Origin of the sequence: Psychrobacter sp. C 20.9, assembly GCF_001921765.1 — a bacterium.
Taxonomy (GTDB): Bacteria; Pseudomonadota; Gammaproteobacteria; order Pseudomonadales; family Moraxellaceae; genus Psychrobacter; species Psychrobacter piscatorii_B.
On the sequence record NZ_MRYC01000002.1, the window covers coordinates 34,134 to 57,940 of the forward strand.

General features: G+C 44.9%; 19 protein-coding genes. 11 read left to right on the plus strand and 8 right to left on the minus strand.

Features of this window, described 5'->3' with window-relative positions:
• Positions 1 to 229 precede the first annotated feature (229 nt).
• The 5 genes from BTW00_RS01615 to BTW00_RS01635 form a co-directional block, all read right to left on the minus strand.
• Positions 230 to 1,117, minus strand: a complete 888-nt coding sequence (locus BTW00_RS01615) for a hypothetical protein (protein WP_075105936.1) — start codon at positions 1,115 to 1,117, stop codon at positions 230 to 232.
• 502 nt (positions 1,118 to 1,619) lie between these two features.
• The gene (gene greA, locus BTW00_RS01620; RefSeq protein WP_058025194.1) at positions 1,620 to 2,096 is read right to left on the minus strand and encodes a transcription elongation factor GreA; all 477 of its coding nucleotides are present in this window, start codon (positions 2,094 to 2,096) and stop codon (positions 1,620 to 1,622) included.
• 326 nt (positions 2,097 to 2,422) lie between these two features.
• Positions 2,423 to 5,686: a carbamoyl-phosphate synthase large subunit gene (carB, locus tag BTW00_RS01625; protein WP_075105937.1), complete on the minus strand. Its 3,264-nt coding sequence runs from the start codon at positions 5,684 to 5,686 to the stop codon at positions 2,423 to 2,425.
• Positions 5,687 to 5,838: 152 nt separating this feature from the next.
• Complete coding sequence (gene carA / locus BTW00_RS01630; protein ID WP_075105938.1) at positions 5,839 to 7,080, minus strand: glutamine-hydrolyzing carbamoyl-phosphate synthase small subunit; 1,242 nt, start codon at positions 7,078 to 7,080, stop codon at positions 5,839 to 5,841.
• Between the two features lie 285 nt (positions 7,081 to 7,365).
• A complete protein-coding gene (locus tag BTW00_RS01635) occupies positions 7,366 to 7,914 on the minus strand; it encodes a phosphatase PAP2 family protein (RefSeq protein WP_058025191.1) in 549 nt (182 codons plus the stop codon).
• A 262-nt stretch (positions 7,915 to 8,176) separates the two neighbouring features.
• Here BTW00_RS01635 and BTW00_RS01640 point away from each other — a divergent pair, with 262 nt between their 5' ends.
• The 4 genes from BTW00_RS01640 (at position 8,177) to BTW00_RS01655 (ending at position 11,112) form a co-directional block, all read left to right on the plus strand.
• The gene (locus BTW00_RS01640; RefSeq protein WP_058025190.1) at positions 8,177 to 8,713 is read left to right on the plus strand and encodes a gamma carbonic anhydrase family protein; all 537 of its coding nucleotides are present in this window, start codon (positions 8,177 to 8,179) and stop codon (positions 8,711 to 8,713) included.
• 159 nt (positions 8,714 to 8,872) lie between these two features.
• On the plus strand, positions 8,873 to 9,574 hold the full coding sequence (locus BTW00_RS01645; RefSeq protein ID WP_075105939.1) for an HAD family phosphatase: 702 nt from the start codon (positions 8,873 to 8,875) through the stop codon (positions 9,572 to 9,574).
• A gap of 115 nt (positions 9,575 to 9,689) precedes the next feature.
• Positions 9,690 to 10,785, plus strand: a protein-coding gene (gene prfB, locus BTW00_RS01650) for a peptide chain release factor 2 (RefSeq protein WP_143506473.1) whose coding sequence is annotated in 2 segments (ribosomal slippage) — positions 9,690 to 9,761 and positions 9,763 to 10,785 — 1,095 coding nt in all. Because the reading frame shifts where the segments join, the coding sequence is not laid out codon by codon here.
• A gap of 42 nt (positions 10,786 to 10,827) precedes the next feature.
• Positions 10,828 to 11,112 carry a pyrimidine/purine nucleoside phosphorylase gene (locus tag BTW00_RS01655; protein WP_075105941.1) on the plus strand — a complete coding sequence of 95 codons (285 nt, stop codon included), beginning with the start codon at positions 10,828 to 10,830 and terminating at the stop codon, positions 11,110 to 11,112.
• 175 nt (positions 11,113 to 11,287) lie between these two features.
• Here the strand turns inward: BTW00_RS01655 and BTW00_RS01660 are convergent, their stop codons facing one another.
• Entirely contained in the window at positions 11,288 to 11,740 is a 453-nt protein-coding gene (locus BTW00_RS01660) for a GNAT family N-acetyltransferase (RefSeq protein ID WP_075105942.1), read from the minus strand.
• A 186-nt stretch (positions 11,741 to 11,926) separates the two neighbouring features.
• Between BTW00_RS01660 and BTW00_RS01665 the strand changes: the two genes are divergently transcribed.
• The 7 genes from BTW00_RS01665 to BTW00_RS01695 all read left to right on the plus strand — a co-directional run bounded on the left by BTW00_RS01665 (position 11,927) and on the right by BTW00_RS01695 (position 22,753).
• Positions 11,927 to 13,045 carry a DNA topoisomerase IB gene (locus BTW00_RS01665; protein ID WP_075105943.1) on the plus strand — a complete coding sequence of 373 codons (1,119 nt, stop codon included), beginning with the start codon at positions 11,927 to 11,929 and terminating at the stop codon, positions 13,043 to 13,045.
• 266 nt (positions 13,046 to 13,311) lie between these two features.
• On the plus strand, positions 13,312 to 15,015 hold the full coding sequence (locus BTW00_RS01670; RefSeq protein WP_075105944.1) for an AMP-binding protein: 1,704 nt from the start codon (positions 13,312 to 13,314) through the stop codon (positions 15,013 to 15,015).
• A 72-nt stretch (positions 15,016 to 15,087) separates the two neighbouring features.
• The gene (locus BTW00_RS01675) at positions 15,088 to 15,879 is read left to right on the plus strand and encodes an SDR family NAD(P)-dependent oxidoreductase (RefSeq protein WP_075105945.1); all 792 of its coding nucleotides are present in this window, start codon (positions 15,088 to 15,090) and stop codon (positions 15,877 to 15,879) included.
• 107 nt (positions 15,880 to 15,986) lie between these two features.
• Complete coding sequence (locus BTW00_RS01680) at positions 15,987 to 16,562, plus strand: murein L,D-transpeptidase family protein (RefSeq protein WP_075105946.1); 576 nt, start codon at positions 15,987 to 15,989, stop codon at positions 16,560 to 16,562.
• A gap of 309 nt (positions 16,563 to 16,871) precedes the next feature.
• Entirely contained in the window at positions 16,872 to 19,469 is a 2,598-nt protein-coding gene (clpB, locus tag BTW00_RS01685; RefSeq protein ID WP_075105947.1) for an ATP-dependent chaperone ClpB, read from the plus strand.
• 208 nt (positions 19,470 to 19,677) lie between these two features.
• Positions 19,678 to 20,943, plus strand: coding sequence for a PQQ-dependent sugar dehydrogenase (locus BTW00_RS01690; protein ID WP_075105948.1), 1,266 nt, complete (start codon positions 19,678 to 19,680; stop codon positions 20,941 to 20,943).
• Positions 20,944 to 21,109: 166 nt separating this feature from the next.
• Positions 21,110 to 22,753, plus strand: coding sequence for a BCCT family transporter (locus BTW00_RS01695; RefSeq protein WP_075105949.1), 1,644 nt, complete (start codon positions 21,110 to 21,112; stop codon positions 22,751 to 22,753).
• Between the two features lie 121 nt (positions 22,754 to 22,874).
• On the opposite strand, the gene BTW00_RS01700 is transcribed toward BTW00_RS01695, so the two are convergent.
• Positions 22,875 to 23,216, minus strand: coding sequence for a hypothetical protein (locus BTW00_RS01700; RefSeq protein WP_075105950.1), 342 nt, complete (start codon positions 23,214 to 23,216; stop codon positions 22,875 to 22,877).
• A 219-nt stretch (positions 23,217 to 23,435) separates the two neighbouring features.
• Entirely contained in the window at positions 23,436 to 23,795 is a 360-nt protein-coding gene (locus tag BTW00_RS01705) for a DUF3144 domain-containing protein (RefSeq protein WP_075105951.1), read from the minus strand.
• Positions 23,796 to 23,807: the final 12 nt, after the last annotated feature.

Below are 23,807 nucleotides of genomic sequence, written 5' to 3' on the forward strand. Positions count from 1 at the left end.
TTATTACCAATTAATTAATGAGTAACTATTTTACCAAAATATGTGTTAAGTCATTGTATTTATAAGAAAATTTAAAAAATAACACGACAAATAGTGTCGTATCCATCAAGAGGTTGTGAGCGAGCATACGTGCTACTCGATATGACACACATTAAAAAAGGCCTTGAATATTCAAGACCCTTTGCAACATGATACTGTTAAAGACGTGTATTTGTAGTGAACGAGTCATTTATTGAACCTTGGCACGTATCACGACGGTTTGATTGCCATTGGCATTAAGATTTGCTAAGTTCCATTTTAGGCCAGAGTAGTTTTCTTGCACAACAACGGTATTGCCAACTTGCTGAATGGTTTTATAAGTGTCACCGCCAGTGGTGGCAAACGTTGGTAATGGGCTATTTAACGATACCAGCTGGACGCCGCTCGGCAATGAAACCATAGCATTGATGTCATTAACTGGCTGTGCCGTGGTGTTGGTGTAGGTGGTGTGATACTCAATGACATCACCAGGGGCGATATGGTTGGCAGGCACCGCAACTTCACGTCCAGCACTATTCTTCATGATTTTCATGACCTTGGTGTTTGCATTGACGACACCCGGAGTGCTAAAAGTCGGGGTCAATTGCAAGGTATCTAACGTGGTCGTAGTGATTTGATTGGCGACAGGCTGGTTAGTGATGACGGTTGTCGCTGGCGCATTCATCACAGGTAACGGAGTAGCGGTAGTGACAGGCAGGGCTTGTGTCACAGTGCTAACTGGCGTAGTGATGACATCCACTTTAGTGACATTGTTGGTCACTCGATTGGTTACAGGTACGCTTGTGACAGTCGTGCTGCCTTGAACAACAGGAGATTGGCGAACGACATAGCGCGGCACAGTCGTCACTTGAGTCACGGCATAAGGCATGCCATCTTGCATGGTGATACCGTTAGGTGTCGCAGTAATAGTGGCTGTTTGCCCATTAGAATATTGTTCAACTACCGTCGTGCTACCACCAGCAGATGAGCTAATCGCAATCTCAGGAGCGGCATGGGCTGAGGATGCAAGCACCATACCTGCGAGTATTGCAGATACCGTGGTGGTTAGTGCTGATGGTGCATAAGATTTCATGGTCATAATAGACTCCTTAACAGTATCAATAAAAAAAAGCAGCAATAAGTAAAACAGCAATAATTAACATCTAAACAAGCAAAACCCCCGCTAAATGACACCAAAAAGTATGCCAAATAACGAGGGTATCAGTACTGACGATAGTCGGTGTCTATAATCAGACCATCATTATTTTGAGTAAAAGTGCTTCAGTATAAATTTACATCGATATTATGTGGGTAATATCACCTAATATAAAAATTACGATGCACTAAAAACTCAAATAATTATGCGCCAAAACAAATCGTGTATAAAAGCTGCATTGTGTAACCGAAACGGTATAAATGCTATCAATACGTAATGTTGCTTATATTCATGTTATTGGGTGGCGAGTAGCCAGTGGTATCTGCCACTGTCAAACATGTTTGCTATTTAAGAGAACTAGTATTTAAAGAGCTATTATTCAAAGCGCCTTTTATCCAGCCTTTAAAGCATCACGCCTACGGATGACCAGAAATAGTGAGTCTTATTAGTCGTATATGACTTTCATCACTTCATATTCAACCACGCCCTTTGGCGTTTCGATACGTACTTCGTCGCCTTCGAATTTACCGATGAGGCCACGAGCGATTGGTGAATTGACTGAGATTTTGCCAGCCTTGAAATCAGCCTCATCATCGCCGACGATTTTGTACTGTTTTTCTTCTTCAGTGTCCATATTTTCGATTATGACGCTGACGCCAAACACGACACGACCTTCTTTTGGCAATGTCGAGGGATCGATGACTTGTGCGCCGCCAAGTTTCGCTTCGATATCACGAATACGCGCTTCGCAAAAGCCTTGTTGCTCACGGGCAGCATGGTACTCAGCGTTTTCTTTTAAATCGCCGTGCTCGCGGGCTTCAGCAATCGATGCGGTGATGCGTGGACGGTCGACACTTTTTAACTGTTTTAATTCAGCTTCTAAAGCTGCATGTCCTTGCGGAGTCATGGGATAACGTTGCATGTTTTTTCCTTAAACCAATAACACCACACCATCTCATAAGGAGATGGTGTCAATGTTGTTGCAATGAGTATGAAATATAAAAAGAGCGGGGTTCAGATGGTGTCGTCAGTAAATAGGCTGTTGTGTGTTAGCACCTCTACTTTTAGCACCAAGCGCACTGAACCTTACGTAATAAAAAGCATAGTCGCAATTTAGCCACTATGCTTTTGTAGGTTTGTCTCTTTCAAGATATTGTTTTTTTAACGTATGATTATCACAAAATAATCAATAACAAGTCTTGGCTAAGCTTTTATATAAGCTTAGCGGTTATGCTTAATCTACTGAAATTATTTAGCCGCGTCAATAGACTTTGCTTGCTCATGCAAATCTTGTAACTTATAGACATCAAACGGTAAGTCAATCGCATAAGATTTACAGACGGCATCTGCCGCGCCTAACGTGGTGACATAGAACACTTTGCCTTGTAGCGCACTACGGCGAATAGAGAATGAATCCTCTTGTGCCTGCTTGCCTTCAGTCGTGTTAATGATAAGGTCGATTTTGCCGTTTTTCAAGGCATCAACGATATGCGGGCGACCTTCAGTGACCTTGTTGATTTGCTGACTTTCGATACCAGCGTCGCTCAGTACTTTTTGCGTCCCAGTCGTTGAGACGATTTTGAAGCCAAAGTCTACCAGTTGACGGGCGATCGGGGCGATTTGCGCTTTGTCACTGTCACGAACCGAAATAAAGACGGTTTTGGTCTCGCCTTCAGTTGGTAGGCCTGGTAGACGCTCGTTACTACCGATGATGGCTTTGTAAAATGCTTCGCCAAAGGTTTTGCCCACGCCCATGACTTCACCCGTCGATTTCATCTCAGGACTCAAGATTGGATCAACACCAGGGAATTTAGCAAATGGGAACACTGCTTCTTTGACCGCATAAAATGCTGGAACAATCTCAGTCGTAAAGCCTTGGTCTTTGAGCGAGGTGCCAGCCATACAGCGAGCCGCAACCTGTGCTAATGAAGTACCGATACACTTAGAGACAAAGGGTACGGTACGCGCAGCGCGTGGGTTCACTTCTAAGATGTAAACGGTTTCGCCTTTGACCGCGAACTGAACGTTCATCAGACCAACAACGCCAAGCTCTTTTGCCATCGCGACTGTTTGCGCGCGCATGACATCACATAGCTCTTTAGACAGTGAGTATGGCGGCAGTGAACATGCTGAGTCGCCTGAGTGGACACCTGCCTGTTCGATATGCTGCATGATACCGCCGATGACAACATCGGTACCATCACATACACAGTCAACATCAACTTCGATGGCGTCATCTAAGAAGCGATCGAGTAGGACAGGCGCTTCGTTTGAGGCTTGTACTGCAGTGCGCAGGTAATGTTTTAGCTCATCTTCGTTATAGACGATTTCCATCGCGCGGCCACCTAATACATAAGATGGACGTACCACCAATGGATAGCCTACGTCTTTTGCTTTAACCAAGCCGTCTTCTAAGCTGGTTGCTAAGGCGTTCGATGGTTGTACAAGGTTTAGCTGCTGAATCATATGCTGGAAGCGCTCACGGTCTTCAGCGCGGTCGATCGCATCAGGACTCGTACCGATGATTTTTACGCCTGCTGACTCTAACGCGCGGGCCAGTTTCAATGGCGTTTGGCCACCGAACTGTACAATCACGCCATCAGGGTTTTCGATACGGACGATCTCTAGCACGTCCTCTAACGTGATTGGCTCAAAATATAAACGGTCGGAGGTGTCATAATCGGTTGAAACCGTTTCAGGGTTACAGTTGACCATAATGGTCTCATAGCCGTCTTCACGCATGGCAAGCGCTGCATGTACACAGCAATAATCAAACTCGATACCTTGACCGATACGGTTAGGGCCGCCACCGATGACCATGATTTTTTTCTTGTCAGTTGGGTTGGCTTCACATTCGCTATCGTAGGTTGAGTACATATAAGCGGTGCTGGTCGCAAACTCTGCAGCGCACGTATCGACACGCTTATACACGGGATAGACGCCTAAATCCCAACGCTTTTTGCGTAGTTGCTTTTGTGAGATACCAAGCAATTTAGCCAAACGCAAATCTGACAAGCCTTTACGCTTAAAGCGACGTAGGTTGTTTTCGTTTAAGCCACCAAAGCCGAGTGATTTTACCGTCGCTTCAGTCTTAACGATGTCTTCGATTTGTACCAAGAACCATGGGTCAATCTTGGTGTAATTAAATACGTCATCAACGCTCATACCGACACGGAAGGCATCAGCAACGTAATAGATACGCTCAGGCGTTGGAATGGTTAAGCGGTTGATAATCTCACTACGAGCCTTCTCAGCACTGACTTTGGATAAATCAATTTGCTCATCGAAACCATCCGCGCCAGTTTCCATACCGCGTAATGCTTTTTGCATCGACTCTTGGAAGTTACGACCGATCGCCATGACTTCACCGACCGATTTCATCTGCGTCGAGAGGATATTGTCCGCTTGTGGGAATTTTTCAAAGTTGAAACGCGGTATCTTGGTGACAACGTAATCAAGCGCAGGCTCAAAGCTGGCTGGCGTTTTTCCGCCTGTGATGTCATTTTGCAATTCATCTAGGGTATAACCGATTGCCAGTTTTGCCGCGATTTTGGCAATTGGGAAGCCAGTCGCTTTTGAGGCGAGGGCAGACGAGCGTGATACGCGTGGATTCATCTCGATAACTACCATACGTCCCGTATCAGGGTTGATACCGAACTGGACGTTTGAGCCGCCTGTTTCAACACCGATCTCACGCAATACTGCGAGTGAGGCGTTACGCATGATTTGGTATTCTTTATCGGTCAACGTCTGCGCGGGTGCGACAGTGATTGAGTCGCCTGTATGTACGCCCATTGGGTCAAAGTTTTCGATGGCACAGATGATGATGCAGTTGTCGTTTTTGTCACGGACCACTTCCATCTCGTACTCTTTCCAGCCGATGAGTGACTCATCGATAAGTAGCTGATGGTTTGGTGATAGATCAAAACCACGCTCACAAATCTCGATAAACTCATCGCGGTTATAAGCGATACCACCGCCTGAACCACCCATGGTGAATGAGGGACGAATGATACACGGATAACCCATCTTTTCTTGAGTGGCAAAGGCTTCTTCCATCGTTTCAGCCGTTTCAGCGCGCGGGCACTCAAGGCCGATACGTTTCATCGCCTTGTCGAATAAGTCGCGATCTTCTGCCATCTCAATTGAGTCTTTGGTGGCGCCAATCAGCTCGCAGTCATACTTAGTCAGTACGCCATGTTTATCGAGATCTAGCGCACAGTTTAGCGCGGTCTGTCCGCCCATGGTTGGCAGGATTGCATCAGGACGCTCTTTGGCAATGATTTGCTCAACGGTCTGCCACGTGATCGGCTCGATATAGGTCGCATCTGCCATGACAGGGTCGGTCATGATGGTCGCAGGGTTTGAGTTGACCAAGATGACACGGTAGCCTTCTTCTTTTAGTGCTTTACACGCCTGTGCGCCTGAGTAGTCAAACTCACACGCTTGGCCGATAACGATGGGGCCTGCGCCAATGATAAGAATGCTTTTTATGTCGGTACGTTTTGGCATAGTTAGAGCTACCTTCGTTTGATGATATTTTAAGTAATCTTTATTTTTGATAACGCTTATGGCGTTTTATACTTACAATGCGTTGTTACAGTACTGCTCAAACCGCTTTTAGCGATTCAAGCATTGACTTATTATCAAGTTATAATGAATCGTTAAGCTTGAGCAGTTTTAGCCGCTTCCATCATCTCAGCAAACTTATCAAATAGCGGACCACAATCATGCGGGCCAGGGCTGGCCTCTGGGTGACCTTGGAAGCTAAATACTGGCTTGTTGGTCAGCTCGATGCCTTGGTTAGTACCATCGAATAATGAGCGATGCGTTGACTTAACGTTTTCTGGTAGCGTATCTTCATCAACCGCAAAGCCATGGTTTTGACTGGTGATCATCACTGTGCCAGTCGCTAGATCTTGCACCGGATGGTTGGCACCATGGTGGCCTGTTTTCATTTTGATGGTATTGGCGCCGCTGGCAAGACCAATTAGCTGATGACCTAAGCAGATGCCAAACGTTGGTACGTCTGTTTCTTCAATAATGTGACGTACGGCGTCGATTGCATAACCACAAGCGGCAGGATCGCCAGGGCCGTTTGATAAGAAGATACCGTCTGGGTTCATCGCTAGCACGTCTGCAATAGGCGTTTGTGCTGGGACAACCGTCACGTGGCAGCCGCGGTCGACGAGCATACGCAGAATATTGGTTTTGCTACCGAAGTCATAAGCGACGACGTTGAATTTGGCATCGATATGAATGCCGAGCTGCTTAAAGAAGCCGCCAGTACCACTGTCATGGCTACCCGCCACGTCACGGTTGAGTAGGGTGTCTGATAGATCCCATGTGCCCGCTGTCCATTCAAAGCTTTCTGTCGTGCAGCATTCTTTTGCCAGATCCATGCCCTTTAGACCTGCAAAGCCTTGTGCCAGCTCAATCGCTTTTTGCTCGTCGTCGCTTGTGATCGTCTCACCGTTTGATGCAGTCATGATACAACCGTTTTGTGCACCTTTATCGCGCAATAGGCGGGTCAACTGGCGTGTATCAATTTCAGCGATAGCGACGGTATTGTTACGTTGTAGATAGTCGCTTAGTGATTCTGAGTTGCGGAAGTTAGAGGTTGCCATGGTCGCGTCACGGATGATGAGACCGTCTGCCCATACTTTGTGACCGTTACCAGACTCGGTATCCTCGGCATTGGTACCTGTATTACCGATATGCGGATATGTCAAGGTCACCAGCTGTCGCGCATAACTTGGATCGGTTAGAATTTCTTGATACCCTGTCATGGCGGTATTAAATACCACTTCACCAACACGATGACCTAGGCTGCCGATACTGACACCGCGAAAAATTGTACCGTCTGCTAGTGCCAAAATTGCTTGTGTTTCTACCGATGAATTCAAGGATTGCCTCCGCTATTATTGGTGAGTGCCATCATGTTTTGTGGGTTAGGGTTTTGCTCTGTATCCTTTTATTTACCGCACCTGACTGTTGTCATATAGAAGTAATAAAAGGACGGCACACAAAAATTTCCCACAAAAAAGCGAGAAGACATTATTGATGAAAACTACAAAACTCACTCGATAGTGAATAGGTAACTTGCATCATGTCCGCTCGCTTAGGCACAGATTTTGCGTATTATATACAAAATAGTAACTTATGGCTAGTATCAAGGGCAAACTGAGTGATTAAAACTGGTAGTGGACAGACAGCCCGTAATAGTCAGGCGCAAGATTGGTTGTGATGAGAAGCTGATCGTTATAGCTTTTGGTCAAATACATACTACTGGCAACCCCTAGTGCTGCACCAGCAAATACATCAGCCACATCATGTTTTTCCGCTTTAACACGGCTATAACCCACAAAAGTTGCGCCAACATAAGCTGGAATACTATATTCTAATCCATAGCGTTTATGAATGAAGCTTGCGCCCTGAAATGCCAAAGAAGTATGTCCTGATGGGAAGGAGTCATTGTCGCTATGGTCAGGGCGCTCTTTATTAATGGTTGACTTCACAGCATAGGTCACGGCAAGATTGGTAGCAAATGATTGATAAAATTGCTGACGTCCCTCTTTATCATTCATATAATGCGTGCTGCCATAAGCAATGGCAGGTATGGCAACCGCAACAATGTCACCGGCTCTCTCCAAACTTGAGGTATCTTCAGCATAACTGGGCGCGGTGATGATCACACTACTTGCCAACAAGATAATAGGTACGTGTGTTTCGCGAAGCATGGATGCGTCCTTAGTAGGGTAGCGGTACTTGTTAGGGCAGGCGCTACGATAGCAAAATGAGAATGTTGGCCTTGCTAATTGTACTATAAAGTGGACACACGATAAGGTATTAAATGGGATTGTATACTGTAAAATATATTTTTTATGGCTATGGTCCAAAGTGAGATGGTTCTTTGACATGCGAATCAAATAAGCATAAAAATGATTGTGGTATAACCAATGACTTACTCCAAAATAACATTATCCTTACTAAGGAAAAACGATGATATTTAAATATTTAGACAAAACCCCTGAGTTTGCCGTACCGTTCAATGGTTGGGTGGCTGATTCAGCACAAGTAATCGGTGATGTGTATTTGGGTCATCAGGCCAATGTTTGGTTTGGTGCGGTGATACGCGGCGATAACGATCGTATTCATATCGGCGACTATAGTAATGTGCAAGAAAATAGTGTGATTCACACTGATGCAGGTATCAAAGTGACTATCGGTGATTACGTGACTATTGGCCATCTAGCGATGCTGCATGGCTGTGAGATCGGTGATAACAGTCTGGTTGGTATCGGTGCGGTGGTACTCAATAATGTCAAAATAGGTAAAAACTGCCTGATAGGGGCGAAAGCCTTAATTACTGAAGGTCAGGTTATTCCTGACAATTCCCTGGTGATGGGCGCGCCTGCAAAAGTGGTCAAGACGTTAACAGATGAGCAAGTAGCGATGTTGAAAATGTCAGCGCTGCATTATGCTGAGCGTTGTCAAAAATTCAAAACAGGTTTAACAGAAATAGCGATGCCTGACTAAAGGTAAATGGTTAAAGCAATTATAAGTGGACAGATCACAAGGTACGAGCTTTATCTAATTGATGTACTATTTAATTAATGTACTCCTCCTTAGTCGATAATCGTACCCAATTTTATTAAAAGATCCATATTTTTTCACAACCAACGATAAGGTCTCACCATGCAGGCAAATCCAGCACAAACACAACAAAAACAACTGGCGTTATTTGATTTAGATCATACCTTACTGGATGTCGATAGCGATTATCTTTGGGGCGAGTATATCGTCAAGCACGACCTTGTCGATGAGGCTGAGTATCGTACTGCCAATCAGAAATTTTACAATGACTATATCGAAGGGACGTTAGATGCGACAGAGTACAATGAATTCGTCGCGCAGTTTTTGAGTAGTCTGCCGCTTGATAGACTTGATGAGCTAAGAGAAGATTACATCAAAAGTGAAATCGAGCCACATATTCGCCCAAAAGCAATGGAAGCATTGTGCCAGCATATTGAGCAAGGGCACGACGTGGTGATTATTTCTGCAACCAATGATTTTGTGGTGTCCGCTATTGCCAAGCGCTTTGGCATTGAGTCAGCCAATGTATTGGCTACGCCGCTTGAGATAAAAGATGAGCGTTATACGGGCAAGCTGACTGATAAACCAAACTTTCAGGCAGGCAAGATCTACCATTTAGATAAGTGGCTCAATAAGCAGCAAGCAGCGGGCATCACCTTTGAAAAAACCTATGCCTATTCAGACTCCAAAAACGACATTCCATTGCTAGAATGGGCGGATGTGGCGATCTGTGTGTCACCTGATGAGGCGCTGCATGCTCATGCCTTGGCGCATCGCTGGGCAGTAGAAGATTGGTCAATCTAGATTGCTTAATCTAGTAATAGTAGGAACAAGAATAATTAGACAACCATTTATGATCAATCTCATTTAAAATAGCGCCAAATGCGTTATTTATTTTTTTAGAAAAACAGGAACACTTATGGAAATCAATCCGTATCAAGAACAGATTAAAAATTTATCAGAGCGCGGGCAGGATTTGCGGAGGTATCTTTGACTTCGATGGTAAGCAAGAACGCTTAGAGGAAGTCAATTTAGAGTTAGAAAACCCTGAGCTGTGGAATGATCCAGAACGCGCGACCAAAATTAATAAGGAAAAAAGCCACCTTGATGGTGTCATCGATGTGGTGGTCTCTCTTGAAACCACGCTAGCGGATGCGTCTGCCATGCTAGAGCTGGCAGTAGAGGCAGAAGATGAGTCCTTGCTAGCTGACGTGCAAAGCGAGCTAGATGATGCTGAGCAGCGCGTGGCTGATCTAGAGTTCCGCCGTATGTTTAGCGGCGAGATGGATCCAAACAACTGCTACTTGGATATCCAGTCGGGCAGTGGCGGCACCGAAGCGCAAGACTGGGCGGAGATGCTACTGCGTATGTATACACGCTGGGCGGAAGCGCATGGCTTTAAGGTAGATGTGATTGAAGTGTCTGCTGGCAGTGTCGCGGGTATCAAGTCGGCCACGATTGAGATCAAAGGCGACTACGCGTTTGGTTGGCTGCGTACTGAGATTGGCGTCCATCGTTTGGTACGTAAATCACCATTTGATAGCAATAACGGTCGTCATACCTCGTTTGCGGCGGTGTTTGTCTCGCCTGAGATTGATGATAATGTCGAGATTGACATCAACCCTGCCGACTTGCGCATCGATACCTATCGCTCCTCAGGAGCGGGCGGTCAGCACGTCAACACAACTGATTCTGCGGTACGTATTACCCATGAGCCAAGTGGTGTGGTGGTGACTTGTCAGAATGAGCGTAGTCAGCATGGCAACAAAGCCACGGCAATGAAGATGCTACGTGCTAAGCTCTATGAGCTTGAGATGCAAAAACGTATGGAAAAACAACAAGCGGTTGAAGACAATAAGTCTGATGTCGGCTGGGGCAGCCAGATTCGCTCGTACGTGCTCGATGACTCTCGTATCAAGGATCTGCGTACAGGCGTTGAAACCTTCAACACGGGCGCGGTACTAGATGGCGACCTCGATCAGTTTATCGAAGCCAGTCTAAAAGCAGGTCTATAAAATAGAATTCAAATACCAACTAACATGTAATTAAGGAAGATTATGCCAAGCGTAAATAATTATTTTGATGACAAAGTGACATCCATTGCTTTTCAAACAGCAACCAAGCCTGCAACGGTAGGTGTTATGGAAATTGGTGAGTATGAATTTGGCACTGGTGAGTTTGAGACTATGAGTGTGGTGAGCGGTGCATTGACGGTCAAGCTACCAGAGAGTGATGAGTGGCAAACGTTCAATGCTGGCGAGCAATTCACCGTTGAAGCCAATCAAAAATTCCAAGTAAAAGTTGACGTAGAAACCGCTTATTTATGTGTATACGGTAAATAATAGACTTCTTGCATAAGTCATCGTCAGCCCTTGTAACTCCGTCAGTGGAAGTCAATGAACTGGTACTTTTGCAAGAGATCTAATGACTTTTATTGTAAAGTAGTATCAAAATAAAAAAAGCCAAGTATTTTATGCTTGGCTTTTTTTGTAAGCATGTCATTCTCTAGCTCACTCTTTATAAGTCTTTACGGTACTGCACCATGTCTGTCTGAGTGGCAATGGCATCATAGAGTTTACGAGCGGCGGCGTTGCTCTCTTGCGTCGTCCAATAGACGCGGTTACAGTCTTGGTCCTTAGCAAAGGAGTAGACATATTCAATCAATGCGCGTCCTACGCCTTGACCACGGACATTATCCGCGACATATAAATCCTCTAAGTAACAACACGCGTTAGTATTCCATGTGTTGGGATGCAGTACCACATGGGTAATACCTACCAAAACATCCTCTCTCCACGCCCCAAATCCATAGATAGCAACGCTTTCATTTAACAAGTTGCGCCACGTCGTCTCCGTCGTGCTTGATGGCAAACTGGTTTCATAGAACATGAGATAGTTTTGCCACAATATTAACCACAACTCGTAATCGGTCTTAGAGAGTGGTGTTATCTTGATAGAAGAGTGGTTCATTTTTTATAAACTTAAGTCGTGAGTAGTGCTGAATTATGCCTCAGAAATGCAACATTTAGAACCCTTGTCCCTATTTTTATCACTGCTATATTTTACACAGGATTACACTTTGTCCGTGGCAAACAAACAGCAAAAATAAGCGCAGTTGATTATGCTAAAACCATAAAATTATTAGATGAGTTTTTTATGGGCAAAACAAATGAGCAGTCGACAACGCAGGATGTGCGCCATGACTATGAGCGTCTCGCACGCCGTGCCAATCTGCGTTATGTGAGTGACGACGAACCAGGTTATGAGCGTAGACGTTGGGGTCGCGGATTTACCTATCGCGATGCAACGGGCAAGACAGTCAAAGACAAAGCGCTGCGTCAGCGGTTTGATGCATTGGTGATACCGCCCATGTGGTCAGAGGTGTGGATATGTCAAGACGAAAAAGGCCATCTACAATCGACAGGACGCGATGAAAAATCACGCAAGCAGTACTTGTATCATCCCTCGTGGAATAATATTCGTGACCAAGCCAAGTTTGATGCAATGATAGGCTTTGCAGAGGCGCTGCCCAATCTACGCGCGCAGGTCGAGACAGATTTGGAAGCAGAATCATTGTCACGCACCAATGTACTCGCTGCCGTGGTCAAATTGCTTGAAACCACATTGATTCGTATTGGTAACAGCCGCTATGCCAAGCAAAATAAAAGCTATGGTCTGAGTACGTTACGTAGTAAGCATGTCAGCGAAACGGATAATGGACTGGCGTTTGATTTTGTCGGAAAAAGCGCAAAAGAACACCACATCGAGCTGCAAGACGAGCGCTTGATTGACATCGTGCAGGCATGTTCTGAGCTGCCGGGCTATCAAATATTCAAATACTTAGATGACAATGGACATAAACAAGTCGTCGACAGTAGCGATATCAACGACTACTTGCGAATGCATACATGCGGTATGGACTGCGAAAGCAAATTATATAGTGCAAAAGATTTTCGTACATGGATGGCAAGCGTGCTCGCGGCAAGTTATCTATATGATGAGCTGCAAACGACCGCAGGCGCTAGTATACTTGCCAGCGCACCAGAAAGCGCTGAGCGTCAGCAGCTGGTCACCGATATGGTAAAAAGCGTGGCGGCAGAGCTGGGTAATACGCCAACCGTATGCCGCGCGTCGTATATTCACCCCATCATTATTGAGCGTTTTTTGGCAGGGGAATTTTATGACGACTACAAACAAGCACGCCGCGGTCGTACAAAAAAATACCAAAGCTGTGAGGAGAAAGCCTTACTAGGTTTTCTCAGTGCTGATCGTTAAATACCGATACTTGAGAAAGTACTTCAAAATAACTTAAATATATGATCTTACAAGTTTTTTAAGTTTGCTAATGGCTATTTTATGATAAATAGTTATAGGTCATGCTTATTTATATAAAATAAAAATGATACGTTATGTATTGAAATAAGTATAAAAATGCGTTACTAATAGAGCATGTTAAATACAAAGATACTAAACGGTCTATAGGATGTGACCGTTTTACAATATGAATATCATTTTATCTGCTATTGCTAAAGGATTAGCTTATGAACACCGCCTCTCAAACTCCTACCATCAGTCACACAGATGCTTCAGCGACACCAAAAGAATATACCGATTATTATAATAATTTTGATATGGATACATTGCTGTCAGAAATTTTTGGCGAGCATGTCGATGATCGATTAAATGCTTATATGGCTTGCTGTGGTCGTCATGTACGTGATGGCCGCGCGGATAATGCCGCACTGGTACACGAAGATACGGCAGGCAATGTCACGCGCATGAGCTTTGGTGAGCTCGATAAAGCCAGTGCACAGGTTGCCAACTTACTACAGTCGTATGGCGTAAAAGCGGGGGACAAAGTAGCGACGATGCTGCCACGTACGCCTGAGCTGCTGACCGTTGTATTGGCAACATGGCGCATTGGCGCGGTATATCAGCCATTATTCACCGCTTTTGGTTATGACTCAATCAAATATCGCATGGATAAAGCCTTTACCAAAGTGGTCTTTACCAATGTAGAGAACCGCAGCAAGTTTGATGATTTGGCTGTGCAAACCAAAATGGTATTGGTCGGCAGTACTGAAGATGCTCAGACGTGGGGTGACGATCACTACCGTCAGTCCATGGAATCACAGGCGCAAATGATAGAACCCGTCACGCTCGATACGGATGCACCATTTTTGCAGATGTTTACCTCGGGGACAGTCGGTAAGTCAAAAGGCGTGAGTGTGCCATTATCAGCGTTACCTGCTTTTTACCTATATATGCGTTATGCCATTGATTTACGCGAAGACGATCAATATTGGAACATGGCAGATCCTGGCTGGGCATATGGCTTATATTACGCCATCACAGGGCCTCTGCTATTAGGGATCACGACTTATTTTAATGAAGCAGGATTTGACGCGACCAATACGCGCGACTTTATGATGCGTCATCAGATCACCAATTTGGCCTCTTCACCAACAGCATTTCGCATGATGAAATCCAGCGGCGTTTTTGACAACGTTAATGAAGACAATAACGCCAAACTCGCTTTGCGCTGTGCCAACTCGGCAGGGGAAACATTGAACACCGAAGTGGTCAACTGGGTTGAGACCTATCTGAACTGCCAAGTAAAAGATCAATACGGACAAACAGAAACAGGCATGACCTGCTGTGCGCATCATGCGCTGGCACATGAATCACCAGTCGGCTCGATGGGTATGGCACTACCAGGTCATACGCTGGTGGTATTAGATGACGATATGAATGTACTACCAGATGGTGAGCAAGGACAGCTAGCAGTCGTGGTCAGTCAGTCACCTGCGTTTTATTTCCATGGTTATAGCTGGAACGAAAAACAAGCTTTCGTTGATGATTACTATCTGACAGGCGACGTGGTCGAGCGTCATAGTGACGGCAGTTACTGGTTCTCAGGCCGTGATGATGACATTATTATTACCGCAGGTTACCGTGTAGGGCCCACCGATGTCGAAAACACTGTATTAGAGCATGAAGCAGTGGCAGAATCTGCAGCAGTAGGCGTGCCAGACGAAGTGCGTGGACATACCATCAAGTCTTATGTAGTGCTAAAAGATGGCATCGAAGGTAGCGAGCAAATCGCCAAAGAAATCCAAGAGCTGGTGCGCAAACGTCTATCAACTCATGCCTATCCACGTGAGGTCGAATTTGTGACCGAATTACCAAAAACACCAAGTGGCAAAATTCAACGCTTTTTGCTACGTAGTTTATCTGCTGCGTAACTACCCGATAGAGCGTTTATAGATAATTCATAGAAAACAGCTAATAAAAAATGAAGATTTAAAGGATTAATCATGCAAGTCAAACAACATAGCTTTTTGGTCACAGGCGGTGCATCAGGTTTGGGCGAGTCAGTGGCTCGTGCGATTGTCTATCAAGGCGGCAACGTCGTCATCGCTGATCTAAACGAATCAGCAGGGCAAGCATTAGTTGCTGAGCTGGGTGATAGCGCACGTTTTGTGCGCTGTGACATCACTAACGGCGATGAGGTGCAATCAGCGGTTGAGATGGCTGAGTCAGCTTTTGGCGGCTTACAAGGCTCAATCAACTGTGCGGGTATCGTAGTGGTACAAAAGCTACTGGATCGTGATAACAATCCGGCAGACCTTGAGTCATTTAGTCGCGGGGTCAATGTCAATCTGGTGGGTTCATTTAATGTCGCCCGTTTGGTCGCGGCTAGCATCGCCAAACGCATAGCGAATGATAGCAATGCAGGCGAGCATGTACAAAAGAATGTAGATCAAGGCATTATTATTAATACAGCTTCTATCGCAGCCTTTGATGGTCAAGTGGGTCAAGCCAGCTATTCTTCTTCCAAGGCAGGCGTGGTTGGTCTGACCTTGCCGCTTGCTCGCGAGCTGGCACGTCATGGCATACGCGTTATGACCATCGCACCGGGTGTCTTTGCCACACCGATGATGGAGAGCATTCCTGAAAAAGCCCGCGAGCAGCTAGAAGCAGGCGTGCCTTATCCCAAGCGTTTGGGCGCTCCCAATGAGTTTGCAAAATTGGTCACTCATATCATTGATAATGCTTATCTAAATGGCGAGGTGATCCGCTTAGATGGTGCAATTCGTATGGTGTAACATTTGAGTAATTCATTCGTTTTGCACAAAGTTTATCTACACAATCTGACATAGTGCTTTGATACATATGATTAATGACAAAAAACTCATTGTGAGGATCAAAGCCTATGTCATTTTTTTATAATAAATTTCACCCGTCAAATGAGCAGCGCATGTATTGGTTACTTATAGGCATTAGCCTTGCTGCTACTGTAAGCACCAGTGCTATTGCTTATGCCAAAACCACCTCAAAACCCAAAAATCCTATTCCTGCGTCGACAGTCATTGATCGAGTCTTCGTCGACAAATCAGATCGTGTCTTAACATTGATGAGCGATGGTAAAGCCATTAGGTCGTATCATATTGCGCTAGGGGGTAGTCCATCGGGACATAAGCAACAAGAAGGCGATCAGCGTACGCCCGTTGGGATTTATACCTTAGATTATAAAAACGAGAACTCTATTGCGCATCGTTCTATCCATACTAGCTATCCAAATGATGAAGACAAGGCACGAGCGAAGTCATTAGAGGTCAATCCGGGCGGCGACATTATGATTCATGGGCAAATGAATGGCTTTGGCGCTTTGGGATGGCTGAATCAACAACGCGACTGGACAGATGGCTGTATCGCCGTGACCAATGCCGAGATGGATGAGATTATGGTATCGGTGATACTTGGTACTCCTATTGAAATCGTGGAGTAGCATAGTCGGATTATGATTGGGTCTATACTCAATAAGTGCATTGCTTATTACCATATTCAACGGAGATTTCTCTTGAATTTACATCAATAAAATGGCATTTCTTACCTACTAACTTCCTTTATCTGGTATTAATAGCCCATTTAAATATTGTTAATAATAAATATCATTGTCTTAAGTAAGGTTTTATTGATTTATTGTCTTGAAATAACCGTATGCATACCTTATATAAATGACAGATAACAGTGGGCACTAGACTAGGAGAGTCCCTAGAAGTTCCACTGAAAATACTAATTATAAAAGGATATAAACATGAGATTTGAGAAGTTTACGCAAAAACTGCAATCAGCGATTCAAGAAGCTCAGAGCCTAGCGTTAGGTCGTGATCATACGGGCATTGATCCTGTGCATTTGCTTGCGGTATTGCTACAAGATGAGTCGAATTTATCTATCTGCCAACAAGCAGGCGCTTCTATTCCAGCGCTAAAAAATGGCGTTGCCAAAGCACTCGATAACCAAGCGACCATTTCGGAGCCGACAGGTGACGTCAATTTAAACCCAAACTCGGTAAAAATATTGAACTTGGCAGATCGTCAGGCGCAAAAAGAAGGCGATGATTTTATTGCGACTGAATGGGTCATGTTGGCACTCGCTGAGCAAGGCGAAACCAAAAAAATATTTGAAAGTGCAGGCGTGACGGCAAGCAAACTAAAAGCGGTCATTGAGCAGCTGCGCGGTGATGATACCGTCAATAACCAAAACGCTGAAGATCAGCGTGATGCACTCAACAAATACACGATTAACCTGACTGAACAAGCAGAGCTTGGCAAGCTAGACCCAGTCATTGGCCGTGACGAAGAGATTCGCCGTACTATTCAGGTACTGTCGCGCCGTACCAAAAACAACCCTGTGCTCATTGGTGAGCCGGGCGTTGGTAAAACAGCCATCGTAGAAGGCTTGGCACAAAAAATCATCAATGGCGACGTACCAGAAGGCTTGCGCCGCAAAGAAGTGTTGTCATTAGACTTGGGCGCGCTAATCGCTGGGGCAAAATTCCGCGGTGAGTTCGAAGAGCGTCTCAAAAGCGTATTGAGCGACTTGGCCAAACAAGAAGGCAATGTCATTCTGTTCATCGATGAGCTGCATACGATGGTTGGTGCAGGCAAGTCTGAAGGCGCGATGGACGCAGGCAATATGCTCAAACCTGCTTTGGCACGCGGTGAGCTGCACTGCGTTGGTGCGACCACCCTTGATGAGTATCGCCAGTACATCGAAAAAGACGCTGCGCTTGAACGTCGTTTTCAAAAGGTTTTGGTCGATGAGCCAACGGTCGAAGATACCATTGCGATATTACGGGGTTTAAAAGAGCGTTACGAGCTGCACCATGGCGTCGATATTCAAGATAGCGCCATCATTGCTGCTGCGCGCATGAGCCATCGCTATATCACTGACCGTAAGCTACCAGATAAGGCGATTGATTTAATTGACGAAGCAGCCAGCCGCCTGCGCATGGAGATGGACAGCAAGCCTGAATCATTAGGTAAGCTTGATAGTCGCCTCATTCAGCTAAAAATGCAGCGCGAGGTGCTCAAAAACGAAGAAGATGCTGGCGCGCAAGCTGAGCGTAAAGTACTCGATGCGCAAATAGCAGAATTGGAAAAAGAGTACGCTGATCTTAATGAAGTTTGGCAGGCAGAGAAAGCGTTGGTCAAAGGCAGTCAGCAGCTAAAAGATGAGCTAGATAAAGCCCGTATCGCTTATGACAAAGCCAGTCGTGAAGGCGATTATGAGACCATGAGTAAGCTGCAATATGAGACCATTCCGCAGCTTGAGCGCCGTATTCATGAGTCTGACTTGGCTGAGCAAAAAGAGCAGACTGGTGAAGGTGATGGTGTCAAATTGCTACGGAATAAGGTCACCGACAACGAGATTGCAGAAGTGGTAGCAGCCGCCACTGGTATCCCAGTCAGCAAGATGATGCAAGGCGAGCGTGATAAAATGATCGCAATGGAAGAAAAGCTCCATGAGCGTGTTATCGGTCAAAACGAAGCGGTCGAATCGGTGGCCAATGCGGTACGTCGTAGCCGTGCAGGATTATCTGATCCCAACCGTCCTTCAGGCTCGTTCTTATTCTTAGGACCTACAGGCGTTGGTAAGACAGAGCTGACCAAATCACTAGCGAACTTCTTGTTTGACTCTGAAGATGCAATCGTACGTATCGACATGAGTGAATATATGGAAAAACACAGTGTCAGTCGTCTTGTAGGGGCACCTCCAGGTTACGTTGGTTACGAAGAAGGCGGTACGTTGACTGAAGCGGTACGCCGTAAGCCATATAGCGTCATATTGTTCGATGAAGTGGAAAAAGCGCATCCAGATGTGTTCAACATCTTGCTACAAGTATTGGACGATGGTCGCTTAACCGATTCGCAAGGTCGGGTGGTAGATTTCAAAAACACCGTCATTATCATGACCAGTAACTTGGGTTCGCACAAGATTCAAGAAATGGTTGGCGAAAGTTACGAGGATATTAAAGCGGAAGTAATGGATTCTGTTGGGCAGCATTTCCGTCCAGAGTTCGTCAACCGTATTGATGAAATCGTAGTATTCCATCCGCTTGGTATGTCGCAGATGGCAGGTATTGCTGATATTCAATTGAATCGTTTGCGTCAGCGTATCCAAGAGCGTGAGATGGATATTGAGCTATCAGCCGACGCGATGAATAAATTGGTTGCCGTCGGTTATGATCCTGTTTATGGCGCTCGTCCTTTGAAGCGTGCTATTCAACAGGAGATCGAAAACCCATTATCATTGAAGCTACTAGCGGGCGATTTTGTGGCAGGTGATATTATCAAAGTCGATGTAGGTGCCGACGACAAGCTAACTTTTGACAAGCTTAGAATGAGCTAATCACATTGGATTTGATGTCTTTATGACCTAACTGTACGTTTAAAACAAACCCCTTATCTACAATCGTAGGTAAGGGGTTTTTCGTTTATGGTGGTATTTTGCGTTACTGTTTTTTTACCATTTAAATATCTCTTAAATATCAAGACTATGCTATAAATAAATGGATGACCAATAAAATAAATGCCAATTGGATAGAAAGGACAAAACCATGACAACCCCTATTGAACGTGCAAGTCTGCCCTTAACATCGCCGTTACTCATTGCGGCTTTATTGTTTAGCACATCAGCTTGCTCCAATCCTGCAACCGTCAATACCAGCAACAACGTACCAGAACAGAAAGAGAGCCAAACCTCTAAAGCAGATATGCGGACAAGTGATGCTCAAGTTAGCGCAGACAAGCCTGAATTTACAACCAAAGCGGTCGCCACTTTTGATGAGCCTTGGGCTATGACAGCACTACCCAGTATAGATGGCAAAGCGCCCAAACTACTAGTGACGCAAAAAACAGGAGAGCTGTTTATCGTAGATACCGCGACAGGTAATAAGAGCAAAGTTGAAGGCATGCCTACAGTCGCCTACGGTGGTCAAGGTGGTTTGGGAGATATTATATTAGCGCCAGATTATGCGACTTCGAATGCTGTATATATCAGCTACGCGGAAGCAGGCAAAGGGGATGATAGTAATAAATTTGGGGCAAAAGTAATCAAAGCGACATTGGCAGGATTGGGCACGAATACGCCGAAACTACAGGCCATCACACCTATCTGGGAGCAATCTCCAAAAGTCACGGGGCAAGGTCACTATAGCCATCGCTTATTGTTTTCACCTGATGGACAGTATCTATATATCAGCTCAGGAGAACGCCAGAAAAAAGAGCCTGCACAAAATATGAGCATGAATCTAGGTAAGATTATTAGATTGTATGCTGACGGCTCGGTGCCAAAAGACAATCCATTTGTCAATGATAGCAATGACATTGCCTCTCAGTTTTGGACAATGGGCAATCGCAATGTGCTCGGCATAAGATTTGATGAAAGCGGCAGGCTTTGGGCAAACGAGATGGGGCCAAAGGGCGGTGATGAATTTAATCTGATTGAAAAAGGCAAAAACTACGGCTGGCCGATTGTATCAAATGGCCGCAATTATTCAGGTACACCAATCCCAGATCACGACACTCGTCCTGAGTTTGAAATGCCCAAAATCACATGGACGCCCGTTATTTCACCGTCATCACTGAGTTTATATACGGCTGGTAGCCACAATGATTTTCCAGTATTACAAGGCGATTTTTTAATCAGTGGTTTATCATCAAAAGCGCTTATTGTCGTAAGTGTCGATGAAGATGATAATGCTATCGAACGCTATCGTTATGACATGGGTGAGCGTGTCCGCAGCGTGCTGGCAGTTGATGGACAAGTGTGGGCATTGGAAGATGGTGATGGTGGACGATTACTCAGATTATTGCCTAAGTAACATCGTGATAACGCTGCTTGCAAATATATATTTATGTAGACATTTTAAAAAAACTATCAATCTTATTAGAATAAGTTAAAGGTTTTATCAAGTTTTATTTTGTAATTGATTGATAGTTAAAGCCTATTTTGTTAAGGTAATATTCCTTAAATTTTGAGACTTGCACATGGAAGAAGTAAAAGTAGGCAGATTAGGACCTTTTCCACGGGTGAGTAAACCTGTGTTTATTACATCGTCACTGTTGATCGTTGGATTTATTATTTTCGGCGCGCTTTTCACTGAAACAGCAGGGGCGGTTTTTAGTTTTTTACAGAATTTTATTACCGATAAGTTCGGTTGGTTATTTATTATCTTAGTGAATACAGCGCTTGGGCTTTGCATTTACTTAGGAATGAGTCGCTATGGTGATATTCGTTTAGGCAACCAAACGGAGCGACCGCAGTACAATCTGTTTTCTTGGATTGGTATGTTGTTCTCCGCTGGTATTGGTATTGGTCTCGTTTATTGGGGTACAGCGGAGCCGTTGTATCACTTTATGGCACCACCAATGGGCGAGGCCGAAACGGTTGAAGCCGCAAAGCAAGCGATGAATATCTCATTTATGCATTGGGGTCTACACGCTTGGGGCATCTATACGATTGTGGCACTGTCGTTAGCGTATTTTCATTTTCGTCGCGGTTTGCCTTTATCGATTCGCTCAACTTTGTATCCTTTGCTCGGCAAAAGAATCTATGGTCGCTGGGGGCATACGGTCGATATCTTGGCCGTGTTCGGTACGATGTTTGGTGTGGTCACCTCACTCGGGCTTGGAGTGATGCAGATCAATGCGGGACTTGAGAAACTATTTGGCACGCCGAATAGTCTCACTGTACAGTTCGGTTTGATAGCTTTCATCACAGCGCTTGCAGCCGCTTCCGTTATGATGGGTTTGGATAAAGGTATTAAGCGCCTGAGTGATATCAATATCGGTTTTACAATCGTTTTATTGGTATTCATGGTGGCTTTAGGGCCAACGCTCTTTATCTTTGATAGCTTTATCGAAAATATCGGCAACTATCTGACCGTACTCGTCCCTTTGGGTACGTGGGGCGAGTCTTATAGTGGAACAGATTGGCAAAGTGCTTGGACGATATTTTATTGGGCATGGTGGGTGAGCTGGGCACCATTCGTTGGTATCTTTATTGCCCGTATCTCTCGTGGCCGTACCATCCGTGAGTTTACGTTTGGGGTACTGTTAATCCCTATGCTTATCTTGTTCTTTTGGTTCACGACCTTTGGTGGCGTAGCGATTCACATGGAGCTTGCCTCTGCTGTGACAGGTATTAGCCCAGGGTTGGTTGAAGCAGTACAAGCAGACACGGGTAGCGCAATCTTTAAGCTGGTTGAGTACTACCCACTAGCCAAACCGATTACGTTAATGATTGTTGTCATGATTATCCTTTGGTTTGTGACTTCGTCAGATTCAGCCAGTTTTGTTATCGATATGCTGACCGCTGGTGGCGATACCAATCCACCAAAGATTCAGCGTTTGTTTTGGGCAACCACAGAAGGCGTTATCGCTGCCATATTATTAGCGGCTGGTGGATTGTCTGCTTTGCAGGCAGCTGCCATCGTAGCAGGATTGCCATTTGCTTTAGTGGTTTTTGTCATAATGTATGCGTTGTTGCGGGGTCTTAGCCGTGACCGTTTGATTCTATATCGAGCGCAGCAAAGCTTTATTACAGATGAATCAGCAGATCATAACTCTGCAGATGAGTTTGTTGATGAGCATTTACTCAAAGGCCCACCCAAGATTGTTAAGGGTGACTAAGCAGTAAAATCGTTATCTTAACCGTTGTTCTAATCATTAATAGAAGCCCCAATTTATTGTTAAATTGGGGCTTTTTTGTGGCTACTCAAATCTCTTTTTTGGAATGAAGTATTCTCATGAATTAACTGCATTCGCCTTTTGTATAACCAATGGCTTCAGGAATATTACAAGCTGAGCAGGCATTACCAGCAGTACGATAGCTTATCACTGAGCCAACTTTCGTTTTCACACAGACAGGGTCATATTGCATGGTACACATGGTGCTCTCAGAGTGAGAGGTTGGACAGTGAGTTAGCGTGTTTTCAAGCATTTGGCTATTATTGTTCGTGCTTGATTGAGCAGGCACAGTAGTGGGCGTAGCTGTATTAAGTGTAGAGTTACAAGCTGTCAATGCAAGTACCAATGATAATATAAGTGATGATGGTTTTATTGCTGAGAGTCGTTTGGATAGATTTTTTTGCATGATTACATTTCCTTATTAATGGCTTTCGATAGCGTCCTGCTATCGCTCGTGAGTATTATTTTGAGATCGATAAAGTACTTCAAACATTATAATATCTAATCGATAGCTGTCTACTCAATCATTTTGCACAAAAAACCCAAGCTAAATTAAGCTTGGGTTTTTTGTACACTTTATTGGCTGCTCTGTCAATAAAAAAGCAGCCAAACGGACAAGATTTACCTATTCAGCTGGCTTATTATCTTTGTTTAGATGCACATATTTATCGAAGTTTTGTGCATAATCTGTCAAGTTGTCGCTTAGCATCTGGCGATACTGTTTGACATAAAACTCGACGATATCGTCTTTTTCTTTGGCAAAATCATCGGCTTTCACGAAGCCAATCGAGGCAACGGAGGCGCTATAGCGTGCCGCCGCATAGAGCAGTGATGCACCTACCTGTCCTGAATGGGCATCAGGGCCTAGCTGACTATTGGCGACACCGATGATGGCATCAGCGCGTTGGTAAAACGCCTGCATTTCAGGGGTGATTTCAATGCTTGCATCCACATTGTTGTCTTGAGTGTTGCTGTCTTGAGACATAAGCTGCTCCTA

Coding starts and splice junctions, on each gene's coding strand:
- BTW00_RS01615 (WP_075105936.1), bottom strand. CDS start 1,117: ATGACCATGAAATCTTATGCACCATCAGCACTAACCACCACGGTATCT.
- greA (WP_058025194.1), bottom strand. CDS start 2,096: ATGCAACGTTATCCCATGACTCCGCAAGGACATGCAGCTTTAGAAGCT.
- carB (WP_075105937.1), bottom strand. CDS start 5,686: ATGCCAAAACGTACCGACATAAAAAGCATTCTTATCATTGGCGCAGGC.
- BTW00_RS01635 (WP_058025191.1), bottom strand. CDS start 7,914: ATGCTTCGCGAAACACACGTACCTATTATCTTGTTGGCAAGTAGTGTG.
- BTW00_RS01640 (WP_058025190.1), top strand. CDS start 8,177: ATGATATTTAAATATTTAGACAAAACCCCTGAGTTTGCCGTACCGTTC.
- BTW00_RS01645 (WP_075105939.1), top strand. CDS start 8,873: ATGCAGGCAAATCCAGCACAAACACAACAAAAACAACTGGCGTTATTT.
- BTW00_RS01655 (WP_075105941.1), top strand. CDS start 10,828: ATGCCAAGCGTAAATAATTATTTTGATGACAAAGTGACATCCATTGCT.
- BTW00_RS01660 (WP_075105942.1), bottom strand. CDS start 11,740: ATGAACCACTCTTCTATCAAGATAACACCACTCTCTAAGACCGATTAC.
- BTW00_RS01665 (WP_075105943.1), top strand. CDS start 11,927: ATGGGCAAAACAAATGAGCAGTCGACAACGCAGGATGTGCGCCATGAC.
- BTW00_RS01670 (WP_075105944.1), top strand. CDS start 13,312: ATGAACACCGCCTCTCAAACTCCTACCATCAGTCACACAGATGCTTCA.
- BTW00_RS01675 (WP_075105945.1), top strand. CDS start 15,088: ATGCAAGTCAAACAACATAGCTTTTTGGTCACAGGCGGTGCATCAGGT.
- BTW00_RS01680 (WP_075105946.1), top strand. CDS start 15,987: ATGTCATTTTTTTATAATAAATTTCACCCGTCAAATGAGCAGCGCATG.
- clpB (WP_075105947.1), top strand. CDS start 16,872: ATGAGATTTGAGAAGTTTACGCAAAAACTGCAATCAGCGATTCAAGAA.
- BTW00_RS01690 (WP_075105948.1), top strand. CDS start 19,678: ATGACAACCCCTATTGAACGTGCAAGTCTGCCCTTAACATCGCCGTTA.
- BTW00_RS01695 (WP_075105949.1), top strand. CDS start 21,110: ATGGAAGAAGTAAAAGTAGGCAGATTAGGACCTTTTCCACGGGTGAGT.
- BTW00_RS01700 (WP_075105950.1), bottom strand. CDS start 23,216: ATGCAAAAAAATCTATCCAAACGACTCTCAGCAATAAAACCATCATCA.
- BTW00_RS01705 (WP_075105951.1), bottom strand. CDS start 23,795: ATGTCTCAAGACAGCAACACTCAAGACAACAATGTGGATGCAAGCATT.